The 18,613-nt window shown below is 72.7% G+C and carries 17 protein-coding genes; 9 read left to right on the top strand and 8 right to left on the bottom strand.

What is annotated here, in order from left to right; all coding sequences use genetic code 11:
• Positions 1 to 20 precede the first annotated feature (20 nt).
• Complete coding sequence (locus OG985_RS32605; protein ID WP_371671927.1) at positions 21 to 3,350, bottom strand: BTAD domain-containing putative transcriptional regulator; 3,330 nt, start codon at positions 3,348 to 3,350, stop codon at positions 21 to 23.
• A gap of 316 nt (positions 3,351 to 3,666) precedes the next feature.
• On the opposite strand from OG985_RS32605, the gene OG985_RS32600 reads away from it, so the two are divergent.
• Positions 3,667 to 4,467 (top strand): site-2 protease family protein, encoded by an 801-nt coding sequence (locus OG985_RS32600; RefSeq protein ID WP_371671926.1) that lies wholly within the window; start codon positions 3,667 to 3,669, stop codon positions 4,465 to 4,467.
• On the opposite strand, the gene OG985_RS32595 is transcribed toward OG985_RS32600, so the two are convergent.
• Complete coding sequence (locus OG985_RS32595) at positions 4,457 to 4,645, bottom strand: hypothetical protein (protein ID WP_371671925.1); 189 nt, start codon at positions 4,643 to 4,645, stop codon at positions 4,457 to 4,459. The genes OG985_RS32600 and OG985_RS32595 overlap by 11 nt on opposite strands.
• Positions 4,646 to 4,718: 73 nt before the next feature.
• Positions 4,719 to 5,444 (bottom strand): NADPH-dependent F420 reductase, encoded by a 726-nt coding sequence (gene npdG / locus OG985_RS32590; RefSeq protein ID WP_371671924.1) that lies wholly within the window; start codon positions 5,442 to 5,444, stop codon positions 4,719 to 4,721.
• A 760-nt stretch (positions 5,445 to 6,204) separates the two neighbouring features.
• Here npdG and OG985_RS32585 point away from each other — a divergent pair.
• Entirely contained in the window at positions 6,205 to 6,807 is a 603-nt protein-coding gene (locus tag OG985_RS32585; RefSeq protein ID WP_371671923.1) for a hypothetical protein, read from the top strand.
• 173 nt (positions 6,808 to 6,980) lie between these two features.
• Positions 6,981 to 8,246, top strand: coding sequence for an MFS transporter (locus tag OG985_RS32580; protein ID WP_371674567.1), 1,266 nt, complete (start codon positions 6,981 to 6,983; stop codon positions 8,244 to 8,246).
• Positions 8,247 to 8,268: 22 nt separating this feature from the next.
• Here the strand turns inward: OG985_RS32580 and OG985_RS32575 are convergent, their stop codons facing one another.
• Entirely contained in the window at positions 8,269 to 8,499 is a 231-nt protein-coding gene (locus OG985_RS32575) for a hypothetical protein (protein ID WP_371671922.1), read from the bottom strand.
• Positions 8,500 to 8,557: 58 nt separating this feature from the next.
• Here OG985_RS32575 and map point away from each other — a divergent pair, with 58 nt between their 5' ends.
• Positions 8,558 to 9,415, top strand: a complete 858-nt coding sequence (map, locus tag OG985_RS32570) for a type I methionyl aminopeptidase (protein ID WP_371671921.1) — start codon at positions 8,558 to 8,560, stop codon at positions 9,413 to 9,415.
• A 153-nt stretch (positions 9,416 to 9,568) separates the two neighbouring features.
• Complete coding sequence (locus tag OG985_RS32565; protein ID WP_371671920.1) at positions 9,569 to 10,216, top strand: heme oxygenase (biliverdin-producing); 648 nt, start codon at positions 9,569 to 9,571, stop codon at positions 10,214 to 10,216.
• Between the two features lie 140 nt (positions 10,217 to 10,356).
• On the opposite strand, the gene OG985_RS32560 is transcribed toward OG985_RS32565, so the two are convergent.
• Positions 10,357 to 11,001 carry a PhzF family phenazine biosynthesis protein gene (locus OG985_RS32560; RefSeq protein ID WP_371671919.1) on the bottom strand — a complete coding sequence of 215 codons (645 nt, stop codon included), beginning with the start codon at positions 10,999 to 11,001 and terminating at the stop codon, positions 10,357 to 10,359.
• Between the two features lie 591 nt (positions 11,002 to 11,592).
• On the opposite strand from OG985_RS32560, the gene efeO reads away from it, so the two are divergent.
• The 4 genes from efeO to OG985_RS32540 are packed head-to-tail and all read left to right on the top strand — an operon-like array spanning position 11,593 to position 15,834.
• The gene (efeO, locus tag OG985_RS32555) at positions 11,593 to 12,729 is read left to right on the top strand and encodes an iron uptake system protein EfeO (RefSeq protein ID WP_371671918.1); all 1,137 of its coding nucleotides are present in this window, start codon (positions 11,593 to 11,595) and stop codon (positions 12,727 to 12,729) included.
• A gap of 9 nt (positions 12,730 to 12,738) precedes the next feature.
• Entirely contained in the window at positions 12,739 to 14,001 is a 1,263-nt protein-coding gene (gene efeB / locus OG985_RS32550; RefSeq protein ID WP_371671917.1) for an iron uptake transporter deferrochelatase/peroxidase subunit, read from the top strand.
• 2 nt (positions 14,002 to 14,003) lie between these two features.
• Positions 14,004 to 14,876 (top strand): iron uptake transporter permease EfeU, encoded by an 873-nt coding sequence (gene efeU / locus OG985_RS32545; protein WP_371671916.1) that lies wholly within the window; start codon positions 14,004 to 14,006, stop codon positions 14,874 to 14,876.
• On the top strand, positions 14,836 to 15,834 hold the full coding sequence (locus tag OG985_RS32540; protein WP_371671915.1) for a hypothetical protein: 999 nt from the start codon (positions 14,836 to 14,838) through the stop codon (positions 15,832 to 15,834). Before efeU ends, OG985_RS32540 begins: the two co-directional genes overlap by 41 nt.
• A gap of 73 nt (positions 15,835 to 15,907) precedes the next feature.
• Here the strand turns inward: OG985_RS32540 and OG985_RS32535 are convergent, their stop codons facing one another.
• From OG985_RS32535 to OG985_RS32525, 3 genes are all read right to left on the bottom strand, one after another.
• Entirely contained in the window at positions 15,908 to 16,642 is a 735-nt protein-coding gene (locus OG985_RS32535) for a bifunctional DNA primase/polymerase (protein ID WP_371671914.1), read from the bottom strand.
• 171 nt (positions 16,643 to 16,813) lie between these two features.
• Complete coding sequence (locus tag OG985_RS32530; protein WP_371671913.1) at positions 16,814 to 17,443, bottom strand: TetR/AcrR family transcriptional regulator; 630 nt, start codon at positions 17,441 to 17,443, stop codon at positions 16,814 to 16,816.
• A 126-nt stretch (positions 17,444 to 17,569) separates the two neighbouring features.
• Positions 17,570 to 18,565: a small ribosomal subunit Rsm22 family protein gene (locus OG985_RS32525; RefSeq protein WP_371671912.1), complete on the bottom strand. Its 996-nt coding sequence runs from the start codon at positions 18,563 to 18,565 to the stop codon at positions 17,570 to 17,572.
• Positions 18,566 to 18,613 lie beyond the last annotated feature (48 nt).

Here is an 18,613-nt window from a genome sequence, read left to right as displayed (position 1 = left end):
GCGCCGTGCGCCGGCGGGTGTCAGACCAGGGCGGCGGCCTCCTCCGGGGAGAGGCCGCCGCCCTCCGCGTACGCGGCCTCGTACTCCTCGTCGCCGAGCGCCGCGCGAGCCGCGGCCCCGGCCCGGGCGCGCACCTCGCGCTCCAGGGACGCGGGCACATGCGAGGACGGCAGGTCCGCGTCGGCGGCGCCGATACACAGGGCGGCGTCCCGGGCCCGGCCACCGCCGTCGACACCGGCGAGCGCCAGCGCGGCGATGGTCAGATATCCGGAGCGCATGTGGGGCGCTATGGTCCGCGACAGCGGGTCGGCGGCCCGCTTCAGGGCCCGCCGGATCTTGGTGAGGGCCTCCTCGTGGCGCTCGTCGGCCGCGTCCAGCGCGGCTTCCGCCCCGAGGATGATCGCGTCGAAGATGACGAAGTGGGCGATCGCGAACTCCTCCCGGAGCAGCCGCAGTTGCTCGCGCGCCTCGGCGATCCGGCCGGTGATGCCGAGCCGGGCCGCCAGGAACAGCCGGGCGGCGGACATCGCCTCGCCCGCGGGGCCGGTCCGCTGGGCGATCACCTCACGCAGCAGGCCCTCGCCCCGCTCGAACTCACCGGCCTCCAGGAGGGCGCTGCCCAGGCGGGCGGTGAGCACGCCCTGTTGAGCGCGGGCGCCGAGTCGTCGGGCGTACTCCCGCGCGGCCTCGTAGTCGGCGGCGGCGGCCAGGTAGTGGCCCTGGCGTTCGTTGGCCTCGCCGCGCGAGGAGAGCGCCTCGGCGGTGCCCCACAGGTCTCCGATGCGGCGGTAGATCTCCAGTGACTCGTCCGCGTCGCGGGCTGCGTCGCCGGCCCAGTCGCTGCGGTTGGCGAGCATGTTGGCGCGCATGTGCAGGCTCGCGGCGAGCTCCCACTCGTAACCCGGGGCCGTACGGCAGGTGTTGACGCTCCCGTCGATGATGTCGCTCAGCCGGGACATGTCGCCGCTCAGCATCACCGCGAAGAACCAGTAGGAGCCCGGGCTGCGGCAGACCTGCGGGAGTCCGGGTTCGTAGGTGAGGGTGATGACACGCAGTTTCTCCTGCGCCTGCGGCGTCTGCCAGGCCTCCAACTCGGTGTCCATACAGGCGAGATGGACGAGATGGGCGCCTCGCCGGGCCTCTTCGAGAAGCTCTCCGGTCCAGGGGAAGGGTTCGTCCGTGCAGCGCTCCCACAGCGGCGCGGCCGGGCGGGCCGGCGGGGCGAACGGGTCGGGGCCGAGCTCCTGCACCTCCCGGGACCAGTTGCGGGCCTCGATGCGCAGGTCGCGCATCTGCCAGTACCAGGCGAGGGACAGGATCAGGCACAGCCCCTCCTGCTCGTCGCGCAGCGCCACGGCGTGGCGCAGGGCGGTGCGCAGGTTCTCGTACTCGCGCTCCAGCCGTCCGATGGCGGCGAGCTGTCCGGAGCCGCGCAGCAACGGGTCGGTGGTGCGGGCGAGTTCGCGGTAGTACGTCAGATGCGCGCGCTCGGCATCCGCCCGCCCGCCGGCCTCCTCCAGCCGCTCCCCCGCGTACTCGGCGACGGTCTCCAGGAGCCGGTAGCGCATCTCCCCCTCGCGTCCCTCGTTCGTGGAGGGGGAGGCCACCACGAGGGACTTGTCGACGAGCGAGCCGAGCGCCTCCAGGGCGACCGGTCCGCACACCGCCTCGGCGGCGGCCAGGTCGCAGCCGCCCGCGAACACCGACAGCCTGCCCAGGACGTCCCGTTCGTCCTCGTCGAGCAGTTCCCAGGACCAGTCGACGACGGCCCGCAGCGTCTGCTGGCGGGGCAGGACGGTGCGGCTGCCGGAGGTGAGCAGGCGGAAACGGTCGTCGAGCCGGTCGGCGATCTGCCGTGGTGTGAGCATCCGCAGCCGGGCCGCGGCGAGTTCGATGGCGAGGGGCAGGCCGTCGAGGCGGCGGCAGATCTCCGCGGCCGCCTCCGGATCGTCCTCGATCCGGAAGCCGGCCCTGGCCGCCGCTCCCCGGTCGGCGAGCAGTCGCAGCGCGACCGGCTCCGGCAGCGGCTCCACGGGACGCAGCAACTCCCCCGGAATTCCGAGGGGTTCGCGGCTGGTTGCCAGCACGGTCAGGTTGGGGCAGCGCTCCAGCAGCTCCTCGACGAGCCGGGCGGCCGCGTCGATGACGTGTTCGCAGTTGTCGAGGACGACCAGCATGCGGCGTCTGCCGCAGTGCTCGGCGAGACGTTCGACGGGGCTGTCGTGGCGGTCCGCCCCGGCCCGCATCGCCTCCGCGCCGGCGCCGTAGAGCACGGTCTCGCGGGCGCCGACAGCGGTGAGCACGGCCTCCGGTACGGCGTCCGGGTCGTCGACGGGCGCCAGCTCGGCCAGCCACACCCCGTCCCGTGCCGCGTGCCGCGCGGTCTCGGCGGCCTCCTGCGACAGCCGCGTCTTCCCGGCCCCGCCGGGCCCGAGCAGTGTGACGAGCCGGGCCGCCGCGAGATCACCCCGGATCGCCTCGATGTCGGCCTCCCGGCCGACGAAGGAGGTGAGGCGGGCGCGCAGGTTCCCGGCGGACGGCGTGGAGGCCGGGGCCTCTTCCGGCCGCCCTGCGGGCTGTTCCGACCGCGCGCTCTCGGGTCCCGGCTGGGTCGCCGTGTCACCCGAGCCGAGCAAGTCCCCGTGCAGCTCCCGCAGTTCGGGTCCCGGGTCGGAGCCGAGGCGGTCGGCGAGCACCCGGCGTACGTCCTCGTACGCGGCCAGTGCCTGCGCCGTACGGCCCGCGTCGCGCAGCGCGCGCAGCCGGAGGGCCTGGAGGGACTCGTCCAGCGGATGGGCGTCGCACAGGGCGATCAGCTCGGGCAGGGACTGGTCGGCGTGCCCGAGGGCGAGGGCCGCCGCGTGGCGGGCGCGCAGGGCGTCCAGACGCCGGCTCTCCCAGCGGGCCACCTCGGAGGTGCGGTCGGGCAGGTCGGCGAGGACCGGGCCGCGCCACAGTGCGAGGGCGTCGTCGAGGACGACGGCCGCCTTGGCGGGGTCGCCGTCGGCCAGCGCGCGGGTGCCCTCGCCGGCCAGGCGCTCGAAGCGGTGCAGGTCGATGTCGTCGGCCGGGGCCGTGAGGCGGTAGCCGCCGTCCACGGAGGCGATGGCGTCCGCGCCGAGCGCCCGGCGCAGCCGCCCGATCAGCGCCTGGAGCGCGCCGGTGGCGTCGGCGGGCGGGTCGTCCCGCCACACCTCGTCGACCAGCAGGCGCACGGGCACGGTCCGGCCGGGCCGCAGGGCGAGCACGGCCAGCAGGGCGCGCAGCCGTGCCCCGCCGACCGGGACGGCCGTGCCGTCGGGGCGAAGTGCCTGGGTGGTGCCGAGAATGCGGTAGCGCACGGGGTCCATTGTCTCTGTTGGCGTCGGGGCCGGTCACGGGGTTGGGTCGGTCGGGCGGGTCTTGCCGGAGCGAAGCCGCGGTGCCGGACGCCATCAGCGGTGCCGTACCTCTTCGCGGGCGCGGGCCGGACGCGGGTGTGCGTGCCGAGGTCGATCGCGGTGGTGGCGGCGGCGGCGAAGCGGATGCCCGTCCCGCCGCATCCGATCACAGCCTCGCCGAAGCCACCCAGCTTTACCGGAACCCCCGGCCGACCGCGAGACGTTTTCCTCGTGCGCCCGGTACGGTCGGGCGTCCCGATGCGTGTCCGAGAGTCCAGGGAGCCCCATGACCACCGCCACCACCCGCCACAGTGACCGGCGGATCAGCCCCGTCTTCGTGGGGATCATGGCTGTCACGGCGGTGACCGGCTGGGCCACCTGGACCGGGTTCGCCGAGCAGCCGGGCGTCGCCGTGTTCCTGTTCGTGACGGCGGCGTGGATCGTCTCCCTGTGCCTCCACGAGTACGCGCACGCGCGTACCGCCCTGCACAGCGGCGACATCTCCGTGGGCGCGAAAGGGTACTTGACGCTCAATCCGCTCAAATACACCCACGCCCTGCTGAGTATCGTCCTCCCGGTGATCTTCGTGATCATGGGCGGGATCGGCCTGCCGGGCGGGGCGGTGTTCATCGAGCGGGGCCGGATCCAGGGCCGCTGGAAGCACAGCCTGATCTCGGCGGCGGGACCGCTGACGAACGTCCTGTTCGCGGTGGTGTGCACGGCGCCGTTCTGGCTCCACGCGCTCGACGGGGTGCCCCGGGACTTCCGGTTCGCGCTGGCGTTCCTGGCGCTGCTCCAGGTCACGGCGGCGCTCCTGAACTTCCTGCCGGTGCCGGGCCTGGACGGCTACGGCATCATCGAGCCCTGGCTGTCGTACAAGGTGAAGCGGCAGGTGGAGCCGTTCGCGCAGTTCGGCCTGCTGTTCGTGTTCGCCCTGCTGTGGGTGCCGTCGGTGAACAGCGTGTTCTTCGACGTGATCGACTCGATCCTGAGGTCGCTGGGGATCAACGAGTTCGACACGTACTGCGGTCAGGAGTTCTACCGCTTCTGGCAGGGCACGAACGAGTTCTGCCAGGTCAGCCCCTGACCGACGGGCCCCGCTGGTCGATCCTGCCGCGCTTGAGGTAGTACCAGCACATGTTGGACGACAGCCCGGCCAGCAGCACCCACACGATTCCCAGCCAGCTGCCCTGGACGAACGAGACGACCGCCGCGGCCACCGCGAGCAGACAGACGACGAGGGCGTAGAGGGCGAGGCGGGACATCTGGTCGGCTCCTGTCGGGGGACACTGCTGGCACTGCTGGAACAGCTCGTGCCGACCAGTGTCCCCCATCCCCTCACACGTCCGTGACGCGCAGTCCCGCGTGCGCCTTGTACCGGCGGTTCACCGAGATCAGGTTGGCGACCAGCGACTCCACCTGGTGGGCGTTGCGCAGCCGGCCGGCGAAGACACCGCGCATGCCGGGGATACGGCCGGCCAGCGCCTGGACGATCTCGACGTCGGCCCGCTCCTCGCCGAGGACCATCACGTCGGTGTCGATCTCGGCGATCTCCGGGTCCTGGAGCAGCACCGCCGACAGGTGGTGGAAGGCGGCCGTCACCCGCGAGTCCGGCAGCAGGACGGCGGCCTGCTGGGCGGCGCTGCCCTCCTCCGGCTTCAACGCGTAGGCGCCCTGCTTGTCGAAGCCGAGCGGGTTGACGCAGTCGACGACGAGCTTGCCCGCCAGCTGCTCGCGCAGCGACTCGAGCGTCTTGCCGTGACCGTCCCAGGGCACGGCGACGATCACGATGTCGCTGCGCTGCGCGGTCTCGGCGTTGTCGGCGCCCTCGACACCGTGACCGAGTTCCTCGGCGGCGGCCTGCGCGCGGTCGGCGGCCCGCGAGCCGATGATCACCTTCTGTCCGGCCCGGGCGAGCCGGTAGGCGAGGCCCTTGCCCTGCGGCCCGGTGCCGCCGAGCACGCCGACGACGAGCCCGGAGACGTCCGGAAGGTCCCAGGGATCCTTGGCGGGGGCCTTCGCCGGCGCTCCCGAGGGCTGCTGTGCACTGTCGGTAGAGGTCATGGCCCGACTTTACGGTCCGGACACCCCTCACCGGCCAGGTGAGCCGCGTCACGGGACGGGTTGCCTCCGCCGCCCACCGCGACGGACGGCGAGCGAGCGGGCCGCCGGCCGGGGACCGGGAAGCGGGCCCGACCATCGCTGGTCGAGACGTGCGAAGGGGCCAGGGCCCGGGCCGCCGGAGGCGAGGCTGACGCCGGCGGGCCGTCGGCCGGGCGCCGAGCGCGGGTCCGACCGCCGCCGACGAAGCCGCCGCAGAGGCGCACCCTGGCCAGGCCGCCAGAGACGAGGCGAATGCCGGAGGCGGGCGCCTGCGGGCCGTCTGCCGGGCCCGAGCGCGGGTCCGACCGCCGCCGACGAAGCCGCCGCAGAGGCGCACCCTGGCCAGGCCGCCAGAGGCGGGGCAAATGCCGAAGGCTGACGCCGGCCCGCCGTCGGCCGGGCACCCAGCGCGGGTCCGACCGCGGCCGACGGACTCGCCGCGGAGGCGCACCCTGGCCCCCCGCCGGAGGCGAGGCGGGTGCGTGAGGCGGGCGGGACTTGGCCCCGCCACGAGGTGAGGCAGCCCTTGGGGGCGCCAGCCGTCAGGGGTGAGGTCGTGGCCGAGAGGGAGGGCGGCGGTGGTCGGTGGGCCGCGTGGGCCGCGTGGGCCGCGTGGGCCGCGTGGGCCGGTGGCGGAACGGCCGTGGGTTCGTGCCCGGTTCGGGGGAATTCGTGGTGAACCGCGGGCTCGGAGCGGCCGGTTGCGGCAGGATGCCGGCGTATGGATGCCGTACGGGTGGCGCTGTTGCGCGAAGTGCTCGCCGGGACCGAGTGGTTGGGGTCCACCCGCCGGTTCGCGGGGGTGCTGCGGGGGTCCGTGGTGTCGCACGGGGGCGGGCTGCTGCTGGTGGGCACACCGGAGTACGAGCCGTGGCATCTGGCGGCCCACCTGGTGGACGAGGCGGCCTGGTCGGGGACGCCCGAGCTGGCCCCGACACTGGTCCGGCATGACGCGTGCGCGTCGGATCCGGCGCATCTGGCGGTCGGGCCGGGACGGCTCGCGGCGGCACGGCGGGGCGAGACGCTGCTCGTGGTGACACCGCGGGGACCCGGCGGCGACCTGCTGGAAGGGGTGCACGACGCCCGGCGGGCCGGGGCGACGGTGCTGGCGCTCGGCGACGGCGGGGACGAGCTGACGGCCATGGCGCACGAGTCGCTGACCGTGGCCGACGGGTCCGAGCTCGACCTGGACAGCGTGCAGCACCTGGTGAGCGCCGCAGCCGGGGAGAACTCCCTGCCCGCCCCACGCGGCCGCCGCCGCTTCCGCGACCGCCTCTCCACCCTGACCCACCACCTGACGGCGCCCCCACCGGCACGCTGGTAGCCCCGCCGAGCAGGTGGTGGCGGTACCGGTCCGCGCGAAAACCGGTTGCCTCCGGCAGCCGTCCGGGCCGAGCATGGCCGGTCGTGACGCACGACGGTGACAGCCCTTCCGAAGGCCCTTCCGACGACCTTTCCGACAACCCTTCCGACGGTCCTCCCTCCGGTCTTCGTGCCCTGCTTCCCGACCTCGCGCCCTGGCGGGCCTCCGTCGACTTCCGCAGGCTGTGGCTGTCGGGCCTGGTCACCAACTTCGGGAGTTTCCTGACCTTCGTCGCGCTGCCGGTGCAGATGAAGGAGCTCACACACTCCGCCGCGGCCGTCGGAGCGATCGGCGCCGTCGAACTCGTACCGCTGATCGTGTTCGGGCTGTACGGCGGCGCCCTCGCGGACGCCTGGGACAAGCGGAAGCTGATTCTGTGGACGGAGGCCGGCCAGGGTCTGCTGTGCGCGGCTCTGCTGCTCAACGCGCTCGTGCCGCACCCCGCCGTCTGGCCGCTGTACGTGGTCGCCGCGTTCTCCTCCGCGCTCGGCTCCGTCCAGCGCCCCGCGCTCGACGCGCTCACCCCGCGGATCGTGGCCCACGAGCATCTGCCGGCCGCGGCCTCGCTCAACTCGCTGCGCTGGACGGTCGGCGGGGTCGCGGGCCCCGCCCTGGCGGGCGTGGTCGTCGCGTTCGCCGGGCTGGGCTGGGCGTACGCCGTGGACCTGGTGACCTTCGTCGTCTCCGTCGTCTTCGTGATGCGCATCGCCGCGGCGCCCGCCTCGCACGCGTCGCCGAAGCCCTCCCTGCGGTCCATCGCCGAGGGCGCCCGGTACGCCTGGGGCCGCAAGGAACTCCTCGGCACCTACGCCATCGACCTCGCCGCGATGTTCCTCGCGATGCCGCTCGCCGTGCTGCCCTTCCTGGCCGACGAGCTGCACGCCCCCTGGTCGCTCGGCCTGATGTACGCGTCCGCTCCGGCCGGAGCCCTGGTGGTGAGCCTGACCAGCGGCTGGACCTCGCGGGTGCGGCGGCACGGCCGGATGGTGGTGCTCGCGGCCGCGCTGTGGGGCCTGGCGATCGCCGCCGCCGGCGCCACCGGCAACGTGTGGCTCGTGCTGTTCTTCCTCGCCGTCGGCGGGGGCTGCGACATGGTCAGCGGCATCTTCCGCGGCGCCATGTGGAACCAGACGATCCCCGACGAGCTGCGCGGCCGGCTCGCCGGGATCGAGCTGCTGTCCTACTCGGTGGGCCCGCAGCTGGGCCAGGTCCGCTCGGGAGGTGTGGCCGCGTGGGCCGGGGTGCGGACGTCGGTGTGGTCGGGCGGGCTGCTGTGCGTGGGCGCGGTGGGGCTGCTGGCCCTGTGCCTGCCCGGGCTGATGACGTACGACGTACGGACGAACGAGCACGCGGTGCGGCTGCGCGACCAGCGGAAGGCGGCCGCACCGGTGCGGGGCTGACGTCCCCCGGCAGGGGGTCCGCTCAGCCCTCGTCCGCGCCGCCCGCCGGCGCGTCGTGCCACTTGGGGTCGTTCTCCCACTCCAGGTTGCGCTCGCGGGCGATCTCCATCGCGTGCTCGGCCTCCGCGCGGGTGGCGTACGGACCGAAACGGTCCTTGCCGGGGCAGTCCGGGCCCTCCTCGACCTTCTTGTGCTCCAGGCAGTAGAACCACTCGCCCGGTTTACCGACCGTCCGCTTCTTGAACAGGGCCATGACCAGCTCCTCTCGCCACCGACATGTTCCCCCATCGCCGCTGGTTAGACTCGCTGGCATGTCTGGCCAGTCGCTGCTCGTCCCAGGGGAGCTGTCCCCCATCCGTTCCGTGCCCGGGAACATCCGCCGCCCCGAGTACGTCGGCAAGCCCGCGCCGACGCCGTACACCGGCCCGGAGGTGCAGACGCCCGAGACCATCGAGGCGATGCGCCGCGCCGGCCGGATCGCCGCGCAGGCGATGGCGGAGGCCGCGAAACTGATCTCGCCGGGGGTCACCACCGACGAGCTGGACAGGGTCGCGCACGAGTACATGTGCGACCACGGCGCCTACCCCTCGACGCTCGGCTACCGCGGCTTCCCCAAGTCCCTGTGCACCTCGGTCAACGAGGTCATCTGCCACGGCATCCCGGACTCGACGGTCCTGCGCGACGGCGACATCGTCAACCTGGACGTCACGGCGTACATCGGCGGGGTGCACGGCGACAACAACGCCACCTACCTGGTCGGGGACGTGGACGAGGAGAGCCGGCTGCTCGTCGAGCGCACCCGGGAGTCCCTCGACCGCGCGATCAAGGCGGTCCGGCCGGGCCGCCAGATCAACATCATCGGGCGGGTCATCGAGTCGTACGCCAAGCGCTTCGGCTACGGCGTGGTCCGCGACTTCACGGGGCACGGCATCAACTCGTCGTTCCACTCCGGCCTGATCATCCCGCACTACGACAGCCCGCACGCGACGACCGTCATCCAGCCCGGGATGACGTTCACGATCGAGCCGATGCTGACCCTCGGGACGCACGACTACGACATGTGGGACGACGGGTGGACGGTCGTGACCAAGGACCGCAGGCGCACGGCCCAGTTCGAGCACACGCTGGTGGTGACGGAGACGGGCACGGAGATCCTCACGCTGCCGTAGCGCCACCGTCTTGTCGCGGCGGAGCCACGTGGCTCCGTACGCTCGGGCCCGCTTCCTCGTGGAGCGGGCCCTTCCTCTTACCCGTACGCTTTTACCGACAGGACGTCGGCAAACTATTGACTTAGGTAAACCTAACTTAAAGAATCCGGACTCATGGACTCCTTCTCGGCCCTCATCCGCACCGCCTCCCACGAACAGCACGTGGAGGCGGAGACCTCGACCTTCATGAGCGACCCGCTCGGCGGCCGGCTCGACGTCGAGGCGTACGCGCGGTACACCGAGCAACTGTGGTTCGTGTACGAGGCGCTGGAAGCGGGAGCCGAGCGGCTGGCCTCGGATCCGGTGGCCGGGCCCTTCGTCCGGCCCGAGCTGTTCCGGCTGGCCGCGCTGGAGCGGGACCTGACGCATCTGCGGGGGCCGGAGTGGCGGGCGGGGCTGTCCGCGCTTCCGGCGACACGGGCGTACGCGGACCGGGTCGCCGAGTGCGCCCGCGCGTGGCCGGCTGGCTACATCGCCCACCACTACACGCGCTACCTCGGCGACCTCTCCGGCGGCCAGATCATCCGCGACAGGGCGGAGAAGACGTGGGGCTTCACCCGCAAGGGCGACGGCGTCCGCTTCTACGTCTTCGAGGAGATCGCCAACCCGGCCGCGTTCAAGCGGAGTTACCGCGAACTTCTGGACGAGGTCCGCGCGGACGACCTGGAGAAGCAGCGGATCGTCGCCGAGTGCAAGCGGGCGTTCGCCCTGAACACCGGCGTGTTCCGGGCGCTGGGCGAGGAGTTCCCGCTCAGCGCCTGAGTTCCGGCACGCGGACACCACTCGGCCTGCCGAAGCCACCCGCACGCCGACACCACCCGGCCCGCCGACACCACCCCACGCCGATCCCCGGCCCGCCCGAGTCCCGGCCCGCCCGAGTCCCGGCCCGCCCGGGCGCCGGCTCAGCGCTCCAGGAGTACTCGTCCCCCGACCTCCACCCAGCCCCCCGGCTGCGGAGCCGTCAGGAGTTGGGAGCCCGCGCCCTGCGTGATGTTCAGGGCCCGCCCCAGCTGGTCCGTGAGCAGGATGGCCGCCGCGCCCGTCGCCTCGTCCTCCTCGATGCCGTCGTCGCGGCCGGGGAAGGCGCGGGCGCGGACCCGGCCTGCCGCCTCGTCCTCCCAGGCCCAGGCGTAGATCCACTCCCCCGCCGGCGGGACCGCCAGATCGTCGACCTCGGCGGGCGTCGCGTACCGGCGGAGCGTGCGCGGCGTGGCCCACTCCGCGCGCGCCTCAATCCAGCTGAACTCGCCGTCCAGACGGACACCCACCACTCCGGCGGGGGTGACCAGTTCGGGGACGTCGAGAAGCCAGGCCGTGCCGACGCAGGGGTGGCCGGCGAAGGGGAGGCGCAGGGCGGGCGTGTAGATGTCGATGACGCCGCGCTCCGGGTCGTCGACGAACACGGTCTCGCTGAACCCGAGTTTCGCGGCGAACGCCTGCCGCTCCTCCGGGTCCGGCATCACCGAGCCCTCGCGGACCACGGCGAGCTCGTTGCCGTATCCACCACGGGGTCCGCAGAAGACCCGGAGCACGTCGTAATCAGTCACGCGGGCATTGAAGCACTGAACAGGATCACTCCGCGGCCGTGCGCCGCCCGCCCATCGCGTGGACGACGCCCGTGCCCCGTCGCCACGGTGACCGCGGCCGTCGTGCCCGGCGTCGCGGCCGGCAGGAACCGGCCGGTGGCGGCGAGTCCACCGGTGACGCCACCGGTGGTCGTGCCCGCGCCGCCCGTGGTGGCCACCGATCGGACCGCCCACACGTTCTCGGGCTCACGGCGACCCACGCGCACCGGGTCGCGACCCTGTGCGCCGGTCGTGTCGCGGCCGGGGGGCCGCCGGCCGTGGTGTTCTCGGCGCGGCTGCTGTCGGAGGTCTGCGACCAGCCGTGGAGGCGCTCTCGCATCCCCAGACCCGGGCGGACCTGGTGACCGGGAAGCGGAATCTTTGAATCTCCTTTGACCTTCCCTTGGCCTTTGGTTTGAGACACCGTGACCTGGTCGTGCCCTTACAGCGTCTATGAGAGGTGAATCACGGACTGCGGGGGTATTACGCAGGTAAGCCTTCGATAAGTTAGGCGAGCCTCACCAATCCTGTGAACCTCGTCACGTGATTTTTCAGCCAGCCTCGGGAGCCCGAATGCGAGCCGCCAGACTCTCCGTCGTCACCGCCGTCGCCACCGCGGCGGCGTTGACCGCCGTCACGGGGTGCGCCGAGAAGAGCGACGGGAAAGGTGCCGGCGCCATCAAGGTGACCGCCACCGACTCCAAGTGCGAGGTGTCCAAGAAGGAGTTCCCGGCCGGCCACATCGAGCTCGACATCCAGAACAAGGGCTCCAAGGTCACCGAGGTCTACATCCTCTTCCCCGACGACCGCATCGTCAGCGAGCGGGAGAACATCGGCCCCGGCACCAAGCAGACGGTCACCGCCGAGGTGAAGTCGGGCGACTACACGATCGCCTGCAAGCCGGGCATGAAGGGCAAGGGCATCCGCCAGGCGGTCAAGGCCACCGGCGGCAAGGTCGCCAAGCGCGACCCGCGCCTGGACGCGGCGGTCGCCGCCTACCGCGAGTACGCGCAGGAGCAGGCCGACGCGACGCTGCCCGAGGTCGCGACCTTCGTGAAGGCCGTCAAGGCCGGCGACCTGGCCGCCGCCAAGGCCGCCTACGCGCCCTCCCGCATCGGCTGGGAGCGGACCGAGCCGGTCGCCGAGTCCTTCGGTGACATCGACCCGAAGGTCGACGTCCGCGCGGACGGCCTGGAGGACGGCCAGAAGTGGACGGGCTGGCACCGGCTGGAGAAGGCCCTCTGGCAGGACAAGAAGATCGGCGCCGAGGAGAAGACCCTCGCCGACCAGCTGGTCACCGACCTCACGGACTGGCAGAAGCGGGTCGGCAAGGCCGACATCACCCCGACCTCCATGGCCAACGGCGCCAAGGAACTCCTCGACGAGGTCGCCACCGGCAAGGTCACCGGCGAGGAGGAGCGCTACTCGCACACCGACCTGGTCGACTTCAAGGCCAACGTGGAGGGCGCCCAGAAGTCGTACGAGCTGCTCAAGCCGGTCGCCAAGGAGAACGACGCGGCGCTGACCACCGAGCTCGACAAGCAGTTCGCCGCGCTGAACACGCTGCTCGACAAGTACCGCGCGGACAAGACGTCGTACGACTTCGTCTCCTACGACAAGGTCGGCAAGGACCAGCAGAAGGAGCTCTCGGACGCGGTGAACGCGCTCGCGGAGCCGCTGTCCAAGCTCGCCGCGGCTGTCGTGAAGTAGGGGGCGACCATGACCGACACTCCTGCTGAGGAAGCCACCCCGGCCGCCCCCTCCCGGCGTTCGCTGATCGGCTGGGGCGGTGCCGGGCTCGCGCTCGGTGCCGCCGCGGCCGGCGGCGCGGTGGCGATGGCCCGCACCGGCGACGACGTGGAGCCGACAGCCGCCGAGTCGGGCGCCGCGGTCGCCTTCCACGGCACGCATCAGGCCGGCATCGCCACGCCGGTGCAGGACCGGCTGCACTTCGCCGCGTTCGACGTGAAGACCGACGACCGCGCCGAGTTCGTCCAGCTGCTCAAGGACTGGACGGCGGCCGCGCGCCGGATGACCGGCGGGCACGCCGTCGGCGAGGGCGCCTACGGCGGGCTGGCCGAGGCGCCGCCGGACGACACCGGCGAGGCGCTGGGCCTCAAGCCCTCGCGGCTGACCCTGACGATCGGGTTCGGTCCGTCCCTGTTCGAGAAGTTCGGGCTCGCCGACCGGCGCCCCGAGGCACTGGTGGACCTGCCGACGTTCCCCGGCGAGAACCTCGACCGCAACCGCAGCGGCGGCGACCTGTGCGTCCAGGCCTGCGCGGACGACCCGCAGGTCGCCGTGCACGCGATCCGCAACCTGGCCCGCATCGGCTTCGGCAAGGTCGCCATCCGCTGGTCCCAGCTCGGCTTCGGCAAGACCTCGTCCACGACCCCGGACGCGCAGACCCCGCGCAACCTGATGGGCTTCAAGGACGGCACCCGCAACATCGCGGGGACGGAGAGCGATCGCCTCGAGAAGTTCGTGTGGGCCGACGCCAAGGACGGCTCCGACTGGATGGCCGGCGGCTCCTACCTCGTCGCCCGCCGCATCCGCATGAACATCGAGACCTGGGACCGCACCTCCCTCCAGGAGCAGGAGGACGTCTTCGGCCGCGACAAGGGCGAGGGCGCCCCGGTGGGCCGGGCCAAGGAGCGCGACAAGCCGTTCCTGAAGGCGATGAAGCCCGACGCGCACGTCCGGCTCGCGCACCCCGACTCCAACCACGGGGCGACGATCCTGCGCCGCGGCTACTCCTTCACCGACGGCACGGACGGCCTCGGCCGGCTGGAGGCGGGCCTGTTCTTCCTGGCCTACCAGCGGGACGTCCGTACGGGATTCATCCCGATCCAGCGCAGTCTGGGCGCCGACGCGCTCAACGAGTACATCCAGCACGTGGGTTCGGCGCACTTCGCCGTCCCGCCCGGCGTCCGCGACAAGGACGACTGGTGGGGCCGGACGCTGTTCTCCAAGGAGGCCTAGCCGTGTTCTCCAACTACCTGATCGGTCTGCGCGAGGGCCTGGAAGCCAGCCTCGTCGTCTGCATCCTGATCGCCTACCTGGTCAAGACCGGCCGCCGGGACGCCCTCAGGCCGATCTGGACCGGCGTCGCCGTCGCGGTCCTGATCGCGATGGGCTTCGGTTGTGTCCTCGAATTCGGCTCCCAGGAGCTGACGTTCGAGGCGCAGGAGGCGCTCGGCGGCAGCCTGTCCATCGTGGCGGTGGGGCTGGTGACGTGGATGGTGTTCTGGATGCGGCGCACCGCCCGGCACCTGAAGTCGGAGCTGCACGGCAAGCTGGACGCGGCCCTGGCGATGGGCACCGGCGCGCTGGTCGCCACGGCGTTCCTCGCGGTGGGCCGCGAGGGCCTGGAGACGGCCCTGTTCGTGTGGGCCTCGGTGCACGCGGCCGGCGACGGCACCCCGCGCCCGCTGATCGGCGTGGCCCTGGGCCTGGCGTCGGCGATCCTGCTGGGCTGGCTGTTCTACCGCGGCGCCCTGAAGATCAACCTGGCCAGGTTCTTCACCTGGACCGGCGCCATGCTGGTGGTGGTCGCGGCGGGCGTACTGGCGTACGGCGTCCACGACCTGCAGGAGGCCAACTGGGTCCCGGGGCTGCGGAACCTGGCCTTCGACATCAGCGACACCATCGCGCCGGACAGCTGGTACGGCACCCTCCTGAAGGGCGTCTTCAACTTCCAGCCCGACCCGACGGTCCTCCAGGTCACGGTGTGGCTGCTGTACCTGGTCCCGACGCTCGTCTTTTTCTTCGCCCCGGTAGGGTTCGCCTCCGGGAAGGGGAAGGTGAAGGCACCTGATGAGCAGGGATCGCAGCCCTCGAAGGCTCCGCAGGCTTGACCGGAGCGCGCTGACGGCGGCCTCGCTGACCGCTCTGTCGTTGACGGCGAGTGGTTGCGTGGTGGTGCACGGGGAGAAGGAGGTACTCCCCGCGACCACCCGGGCGGAGGCCGCGAAGGCGCTCCAGCAGTTCACCGCCGCGTACAACAAGGCGGACGAGGAGTACGACAGTTCAGCCGACGCCGACCATGTCACGGGCGCCCTCGGCGACATCGACGCGGCCCGGCTGAAGGCCGGGCACATCAACAACCCCGACGGCAATCCCGGGCATTCGCCGCTGGAGCTGTCGGACGCGCGCTTCACGATCCCCAAGAAGGCGGGCTGGCCGCGCTGGTTCGTCGCCGACGCGCACGGCAACAAGGGCGGCGACCTGCGCTGGCTGCTGGTGTTCACCCGCAACGCCCTGGGCGACCCGTGGCAGGCGGCGTATCTGACGCTCGTCGCCCCCGACGACGTACCGAAGTTCAAGCAGGACGCGGACGGCTGGGCCGAGGCGGTGCCCGCGAACACCACACAACTCGCCCTCACACCCGGCACGTTGAGCCAGGACTACGCGACCTATCTGAAGAGCGGCGGGAAGTCCTTCGCCGCGGGCACGCACACCAGCGAGTGGCGGGCGCAGCGTGCGGCGGGCACCAAGCCGGGCCTCGCCACGCAGTACATCGACGACCCGCTGACCAACGGCGACTACGCCCCGCTGGCGCTGCGCACCACAGACGGCGGCGCGCTGGTGTTCTTCACCACCCGCCGCTACCAGAAGCAGACCGCCGCGGCGGGCGCCGCGATCCCCACCCCGAACGACAACGTGCGGGCCCTGACGACCGGCGAGATCAAGCAGTCGCTGACGATGGAGTTCGTCTCCAACCAGGTCGCGCTGGACCCGCCGCGGGGCTCGGACGGCGGCAAGGTGAAGGTCCTGGGCCGCATCGAGGGACTGACCTCGGCGGAGGGGTCGTAGGCGAGGGTTGGTAGGCGAGGGTTCATAGGCGACGGGTCGCGGGCGGCGCGGGTCGCCTGCGTGGCTCAGTGCCTCACAGCCGGGTGGGCCACGCCGAGCTCGCGTGGTCCGGCTCCGCCCCGACGTGCCGGGCGCAGGCGTCCGTGAGGACCTCGAGCACGCTCAGCGGGTCGGGCAGCGGGTGCTCGAGGCCGCGGACCCAGTGCACCGACTGGTCCTCGCCGGGGAGGCGGGCCGGGGGCATGAGGACGTAGGAACCCCGGCAGTGCCAGCGCAGGCCCGGGTGCTCGTCCATCGTCTCGGGGTGGCAGTCCAGCTCGCAGGGCCACCACTCGTCCTCGTCCTCGGGGGTGCCACGGGTGAGGGTGAAGAAGAGGAGCCGCCCGTCGTCGCTCTCGGCGACCGGGCCGACCTCGATGCCCGCGGCGAGCAGGCGCTCCAGGGCCTCACGGCCGGCCTCCAGCGGCACGTCGAGGACGTCGTGCACCATGCCGGTCGCGGTGATGAAGTTGGCCTGCGGCTGATGCCGGGCCCAGCGCTCGATCTGCGTGCGGTCGGTGGTCGACTGGGTCTGCCAGGCGAACGACACCGGGTGCCGGGCGGGGGTGGGACAGCCCACGCGGTCGCAGGAGCACCGGTAGCCGGCGGCGGGGTACGCGGCGGGCGCGAGCGGCAGTCCCGCTCCGGCGGCGGCGAGCAGCAGGGCCTCCCGGCCGCCGTCGTCGGTGGCCTCCTTCGGGCGGCGTCCGCGCAGCCACTGGGAGATTTTGCCCTGCCGGCCGGTCCGACCGCCGAACTCCGCGCTCATCTATCTCCTCGCCCCGCTGTCGTGCCAAGCAGCTCGCTCCATGCTCCCACCATCCTGCGCTGCGGGGAGCCGGAGCCGACAACCGGGGTGGACGGACCGGGGCACATCAGTTCCTCGACGGCACGGCATCACCCGATCTGTCACGATTTACCCGCCTGATGGCGCGGGCGCTCACCGGGGTGCGAGTCCGTGCAGCGCGTAGTCGACGAGGGTGTCGGTGTACTCGTGGGAGAGCGGGCCCGTGTACTGCAGCCAGCGCTGGGCGAGTGGCGAGACGAAGAACTCGAGCGCGATGCGCGGGTCGATCTCGGGGCGCACCTGCCCGGCCTCCTGCGCGGAGCGCAGCCGGTTCACGTACAGCTGGAGGTTCGGCTCCAGGAGCTTGGCCGTGAACTCCCGGCCGACCTGCTCGTTGACCACGCCCTCGGCGGCCAGGGCCCGGGCGGGCGCGTCGAACCGGGGGTCCGTCAACTGGTCGACGGTGGCCCGCAGCACGGCCTTGAGGTCGGCGGCGAGGTCGCCCGTGTCCGGGATGGCGTACGGCTGCCCGCCCGCCTCGTCCTCCGCCTGCGCGCCGAGGTCGAGGAACGCCTCCAGCAGGACGTCCGCCTTCGACCCCCACCACCGGTAGATCGTCTGCTTCCCGACGCCGGCGCGGGCGGCGATGCCCTCGATGGTGGTCTTCGGGTAGCCGGCCTCCGCGACGAGGGCGAGGGCGGCGTCGTAGATGGCACGGCGCGACCTCTCGCTGCGCCGGGTCGCGTTCGGGGTCTGCCTGTCGGGGGCGGGCTGCTTGACCATGGTCCGACCGTACCAAGCGGGTGAGACGGGGCGTCTCGCCGTAGCTCCGCGGGGCGTGCGGCTCGTCCACGCCGGAGAGGTTCACGCGGGTGAGGTCTACGGCGGTGAGGTGTACGGCGGTGCGGTCTACGCCGGTGCGGTGTACGGCGGCCAGGCGTCGCCCCAGTCCGCGTCCCGGGCCGCCTTGTACAGATCGCCGTGGCGCTTGGTGACCGTCGTCCGCCGCAACGCCTCGTCGGCCTCGCACAGGTCGAGCAGGACCTGGCCCTTGCGGATCTGCGGGCGCCGGACCACGCGGGACGGGGCGGGCGCGACGGGCACGCGGGTGGCGGCGACATAGCTGAACTTCTCGTCCTCGTAGGCGAGGGAGCCGCCCTTGACCTGGCGGTGCAGGGAGGAGCGGCTGACCCGGGCCGAGAAGTGGCACCAGTCCTCGCCGGGGACGATGGGGCAGGCGGCGCTGTGCGGGCAGGGCGCAGCGACGTGGAAGCCGGCGGCGATCAGGCGGTCGCGGGCCTCGATGACCCGGGCGTACCCGTCGGGGGTGCCCGGCTCGACGATCACCACGGCCCGCGCCGCGCCGGCGGCGGCGTCGACCAGACGGGCGCGGTCGGGGACGGCCAGCTCGTTGAGTACGTAGGACACGGTGACCAGGTCGGTGCTGTCCAGGGCGAGCTCCGCCCCGATCCGGGACCGCTGCCAGCGAACGTCCCGCAGCGCCGGGTTGGCGGCGGCGATCTCCCGGCCGAGGGCGAGCGCCGGCTCGGCCCAGTCGAGCACGGTCACCGGCCGGGCGCCGGCCCAGGTCGCGCTGACGGCCCAGGTGGCCGCGCCGGTGCCGCCACCGACGTCCACATGACCGGCGGGCACCCACTCCGGTACGGCGTCCGCGAACGCCTCCAGCGCCGACCGTACGGCCTCGAAGGTCGCGGGCATCCGGTACGCGGCGTAGGCGGCCACGTCGGCACGGTCCCGCAGGATCGGGGCGTCCGTGGGGGTCGCCCCCCGATAACTGGCGATCAGCCGCTCCACGGCCCCGGCGGCCTGCCGAGCCGGAAGCCCGTCAAGCAGACCGGCGAGAGCGGCACGGAGGGTTTCGGCCGGAGGCAGGGGGTCGTCCACCCACCGATTCTAAATGCGCGAACCACACACTCCGGCCCCGGTCCAGGT

Source organism: Streptomyces sp. NBC_00289 (genome assembly GCF_041435115.1).
Classification (GTDB): Bacteria; Actinomycetota; Actinomycetes; order Streptomycetales; family Streptomycetaceae; genus Streptomyces.
This window is presented reverse-complemented; position numbering and strand designations above follow the sequence as displayed.

What these genes read in the sequence shown, in the direction of transcription:
- map (WP_371671921.1), top strand. Translation starts at nt 8,558, where the DNA reads ATGTCTGGCCAGTCGCTGCTCGTCCCAGGGGAGCTGTCCCCCATCCGT.
- OG985_RS32535 (WP_371671914.1), bottom strand. Translation starts at nt 16,642, where the DNA reads ATGAGCGCGGAGTTCGGCGGTCGGACCGGCCGGCAGGGCAAAATCTCC.
- OG985_RS32565 (WP_371671920.1), top strand. Translation starts at nt 9,569, where the DNA reads ATGGACTCCTTCTCGGCCCTCATCCGCACCGCCTCCCACGAACAGCAC.
- npdG (WP_371671924.1), bottom strand. Translation starts at nt 5,444, where the DNA reads ATGACCTCTACCGACAGTGCACAGCAGCCCTCGGGAGCGCCGGCGAAG.
- efeO (WP_371671918.1), top strand. Translation starts at nt 11,593, where the DNA reads ATGCGAGCCGCCAGACTCTCCGTCGTCACCGCCGTCGCCACCGCGGCG.
- OG985_RS32600 (WP_371671926.1), top strand. Translation starts at nt 3,667, where the DNA reads ATGACCACCGCCACCACCCGCCACAGTGACCGGCGGATCAGCCCCGTC.
- OG985_RS32530 (WP_371671913.1), bottom strand. Translation starts at nt 17,443, where the DNA reads ATGGTCAAGCAGCCCGCCCCCGACAGGCAGACCCCGAACGCGACCCGG.
- OG985_RS32575 (WP_371671922.1), bottom strand. Translation starts at nt 8,499, where the DNA reads ATGGCCCTGTTCAAGAAGCGGACGGTCGGTAAACCGGGCGAGTGGTTC.
- OG985_RS32540 (WP_371671915.1), top strand. Translation starts at nt 14,836, where the DNA reads ATGAGCAGGGATCGCAGCCCTCGAAGGCTCCGCAGGCTTGACCGGAGC.
- OG985_RS32595 (WP_371671925.1), bottom strand. Translation starts at nt 4,645, where the DNA reads ATGTCCCGCCTCGCCCTCTACGCCCTCGTCGTCTGTCTGCTCGCGGTG.
- OG985_RS32605 (WP_371671927.1), bottom strand. Translation starts at nt 3,350, where the DNA reads ATGGACCCCGTGCGCTACCGCATTCTCGGCACCACCCAGGCACTTCGC.
- OG985_RS32585 (WP_371671923.1), top strand. Translation starts at nt 6,205, where the DNA reads ATGGATGCCGTACGGGTGGCGCTGTTGCGCGAAGTGCTCGCCGGGACC.
- efeB (WP_371671917.1), top strand. Translation starts at nt 12,739, where the DNA reads ATGACCGACACTCCTGCTGAGGAAGCCACCCCGGCCGCCCCCTCCCGG.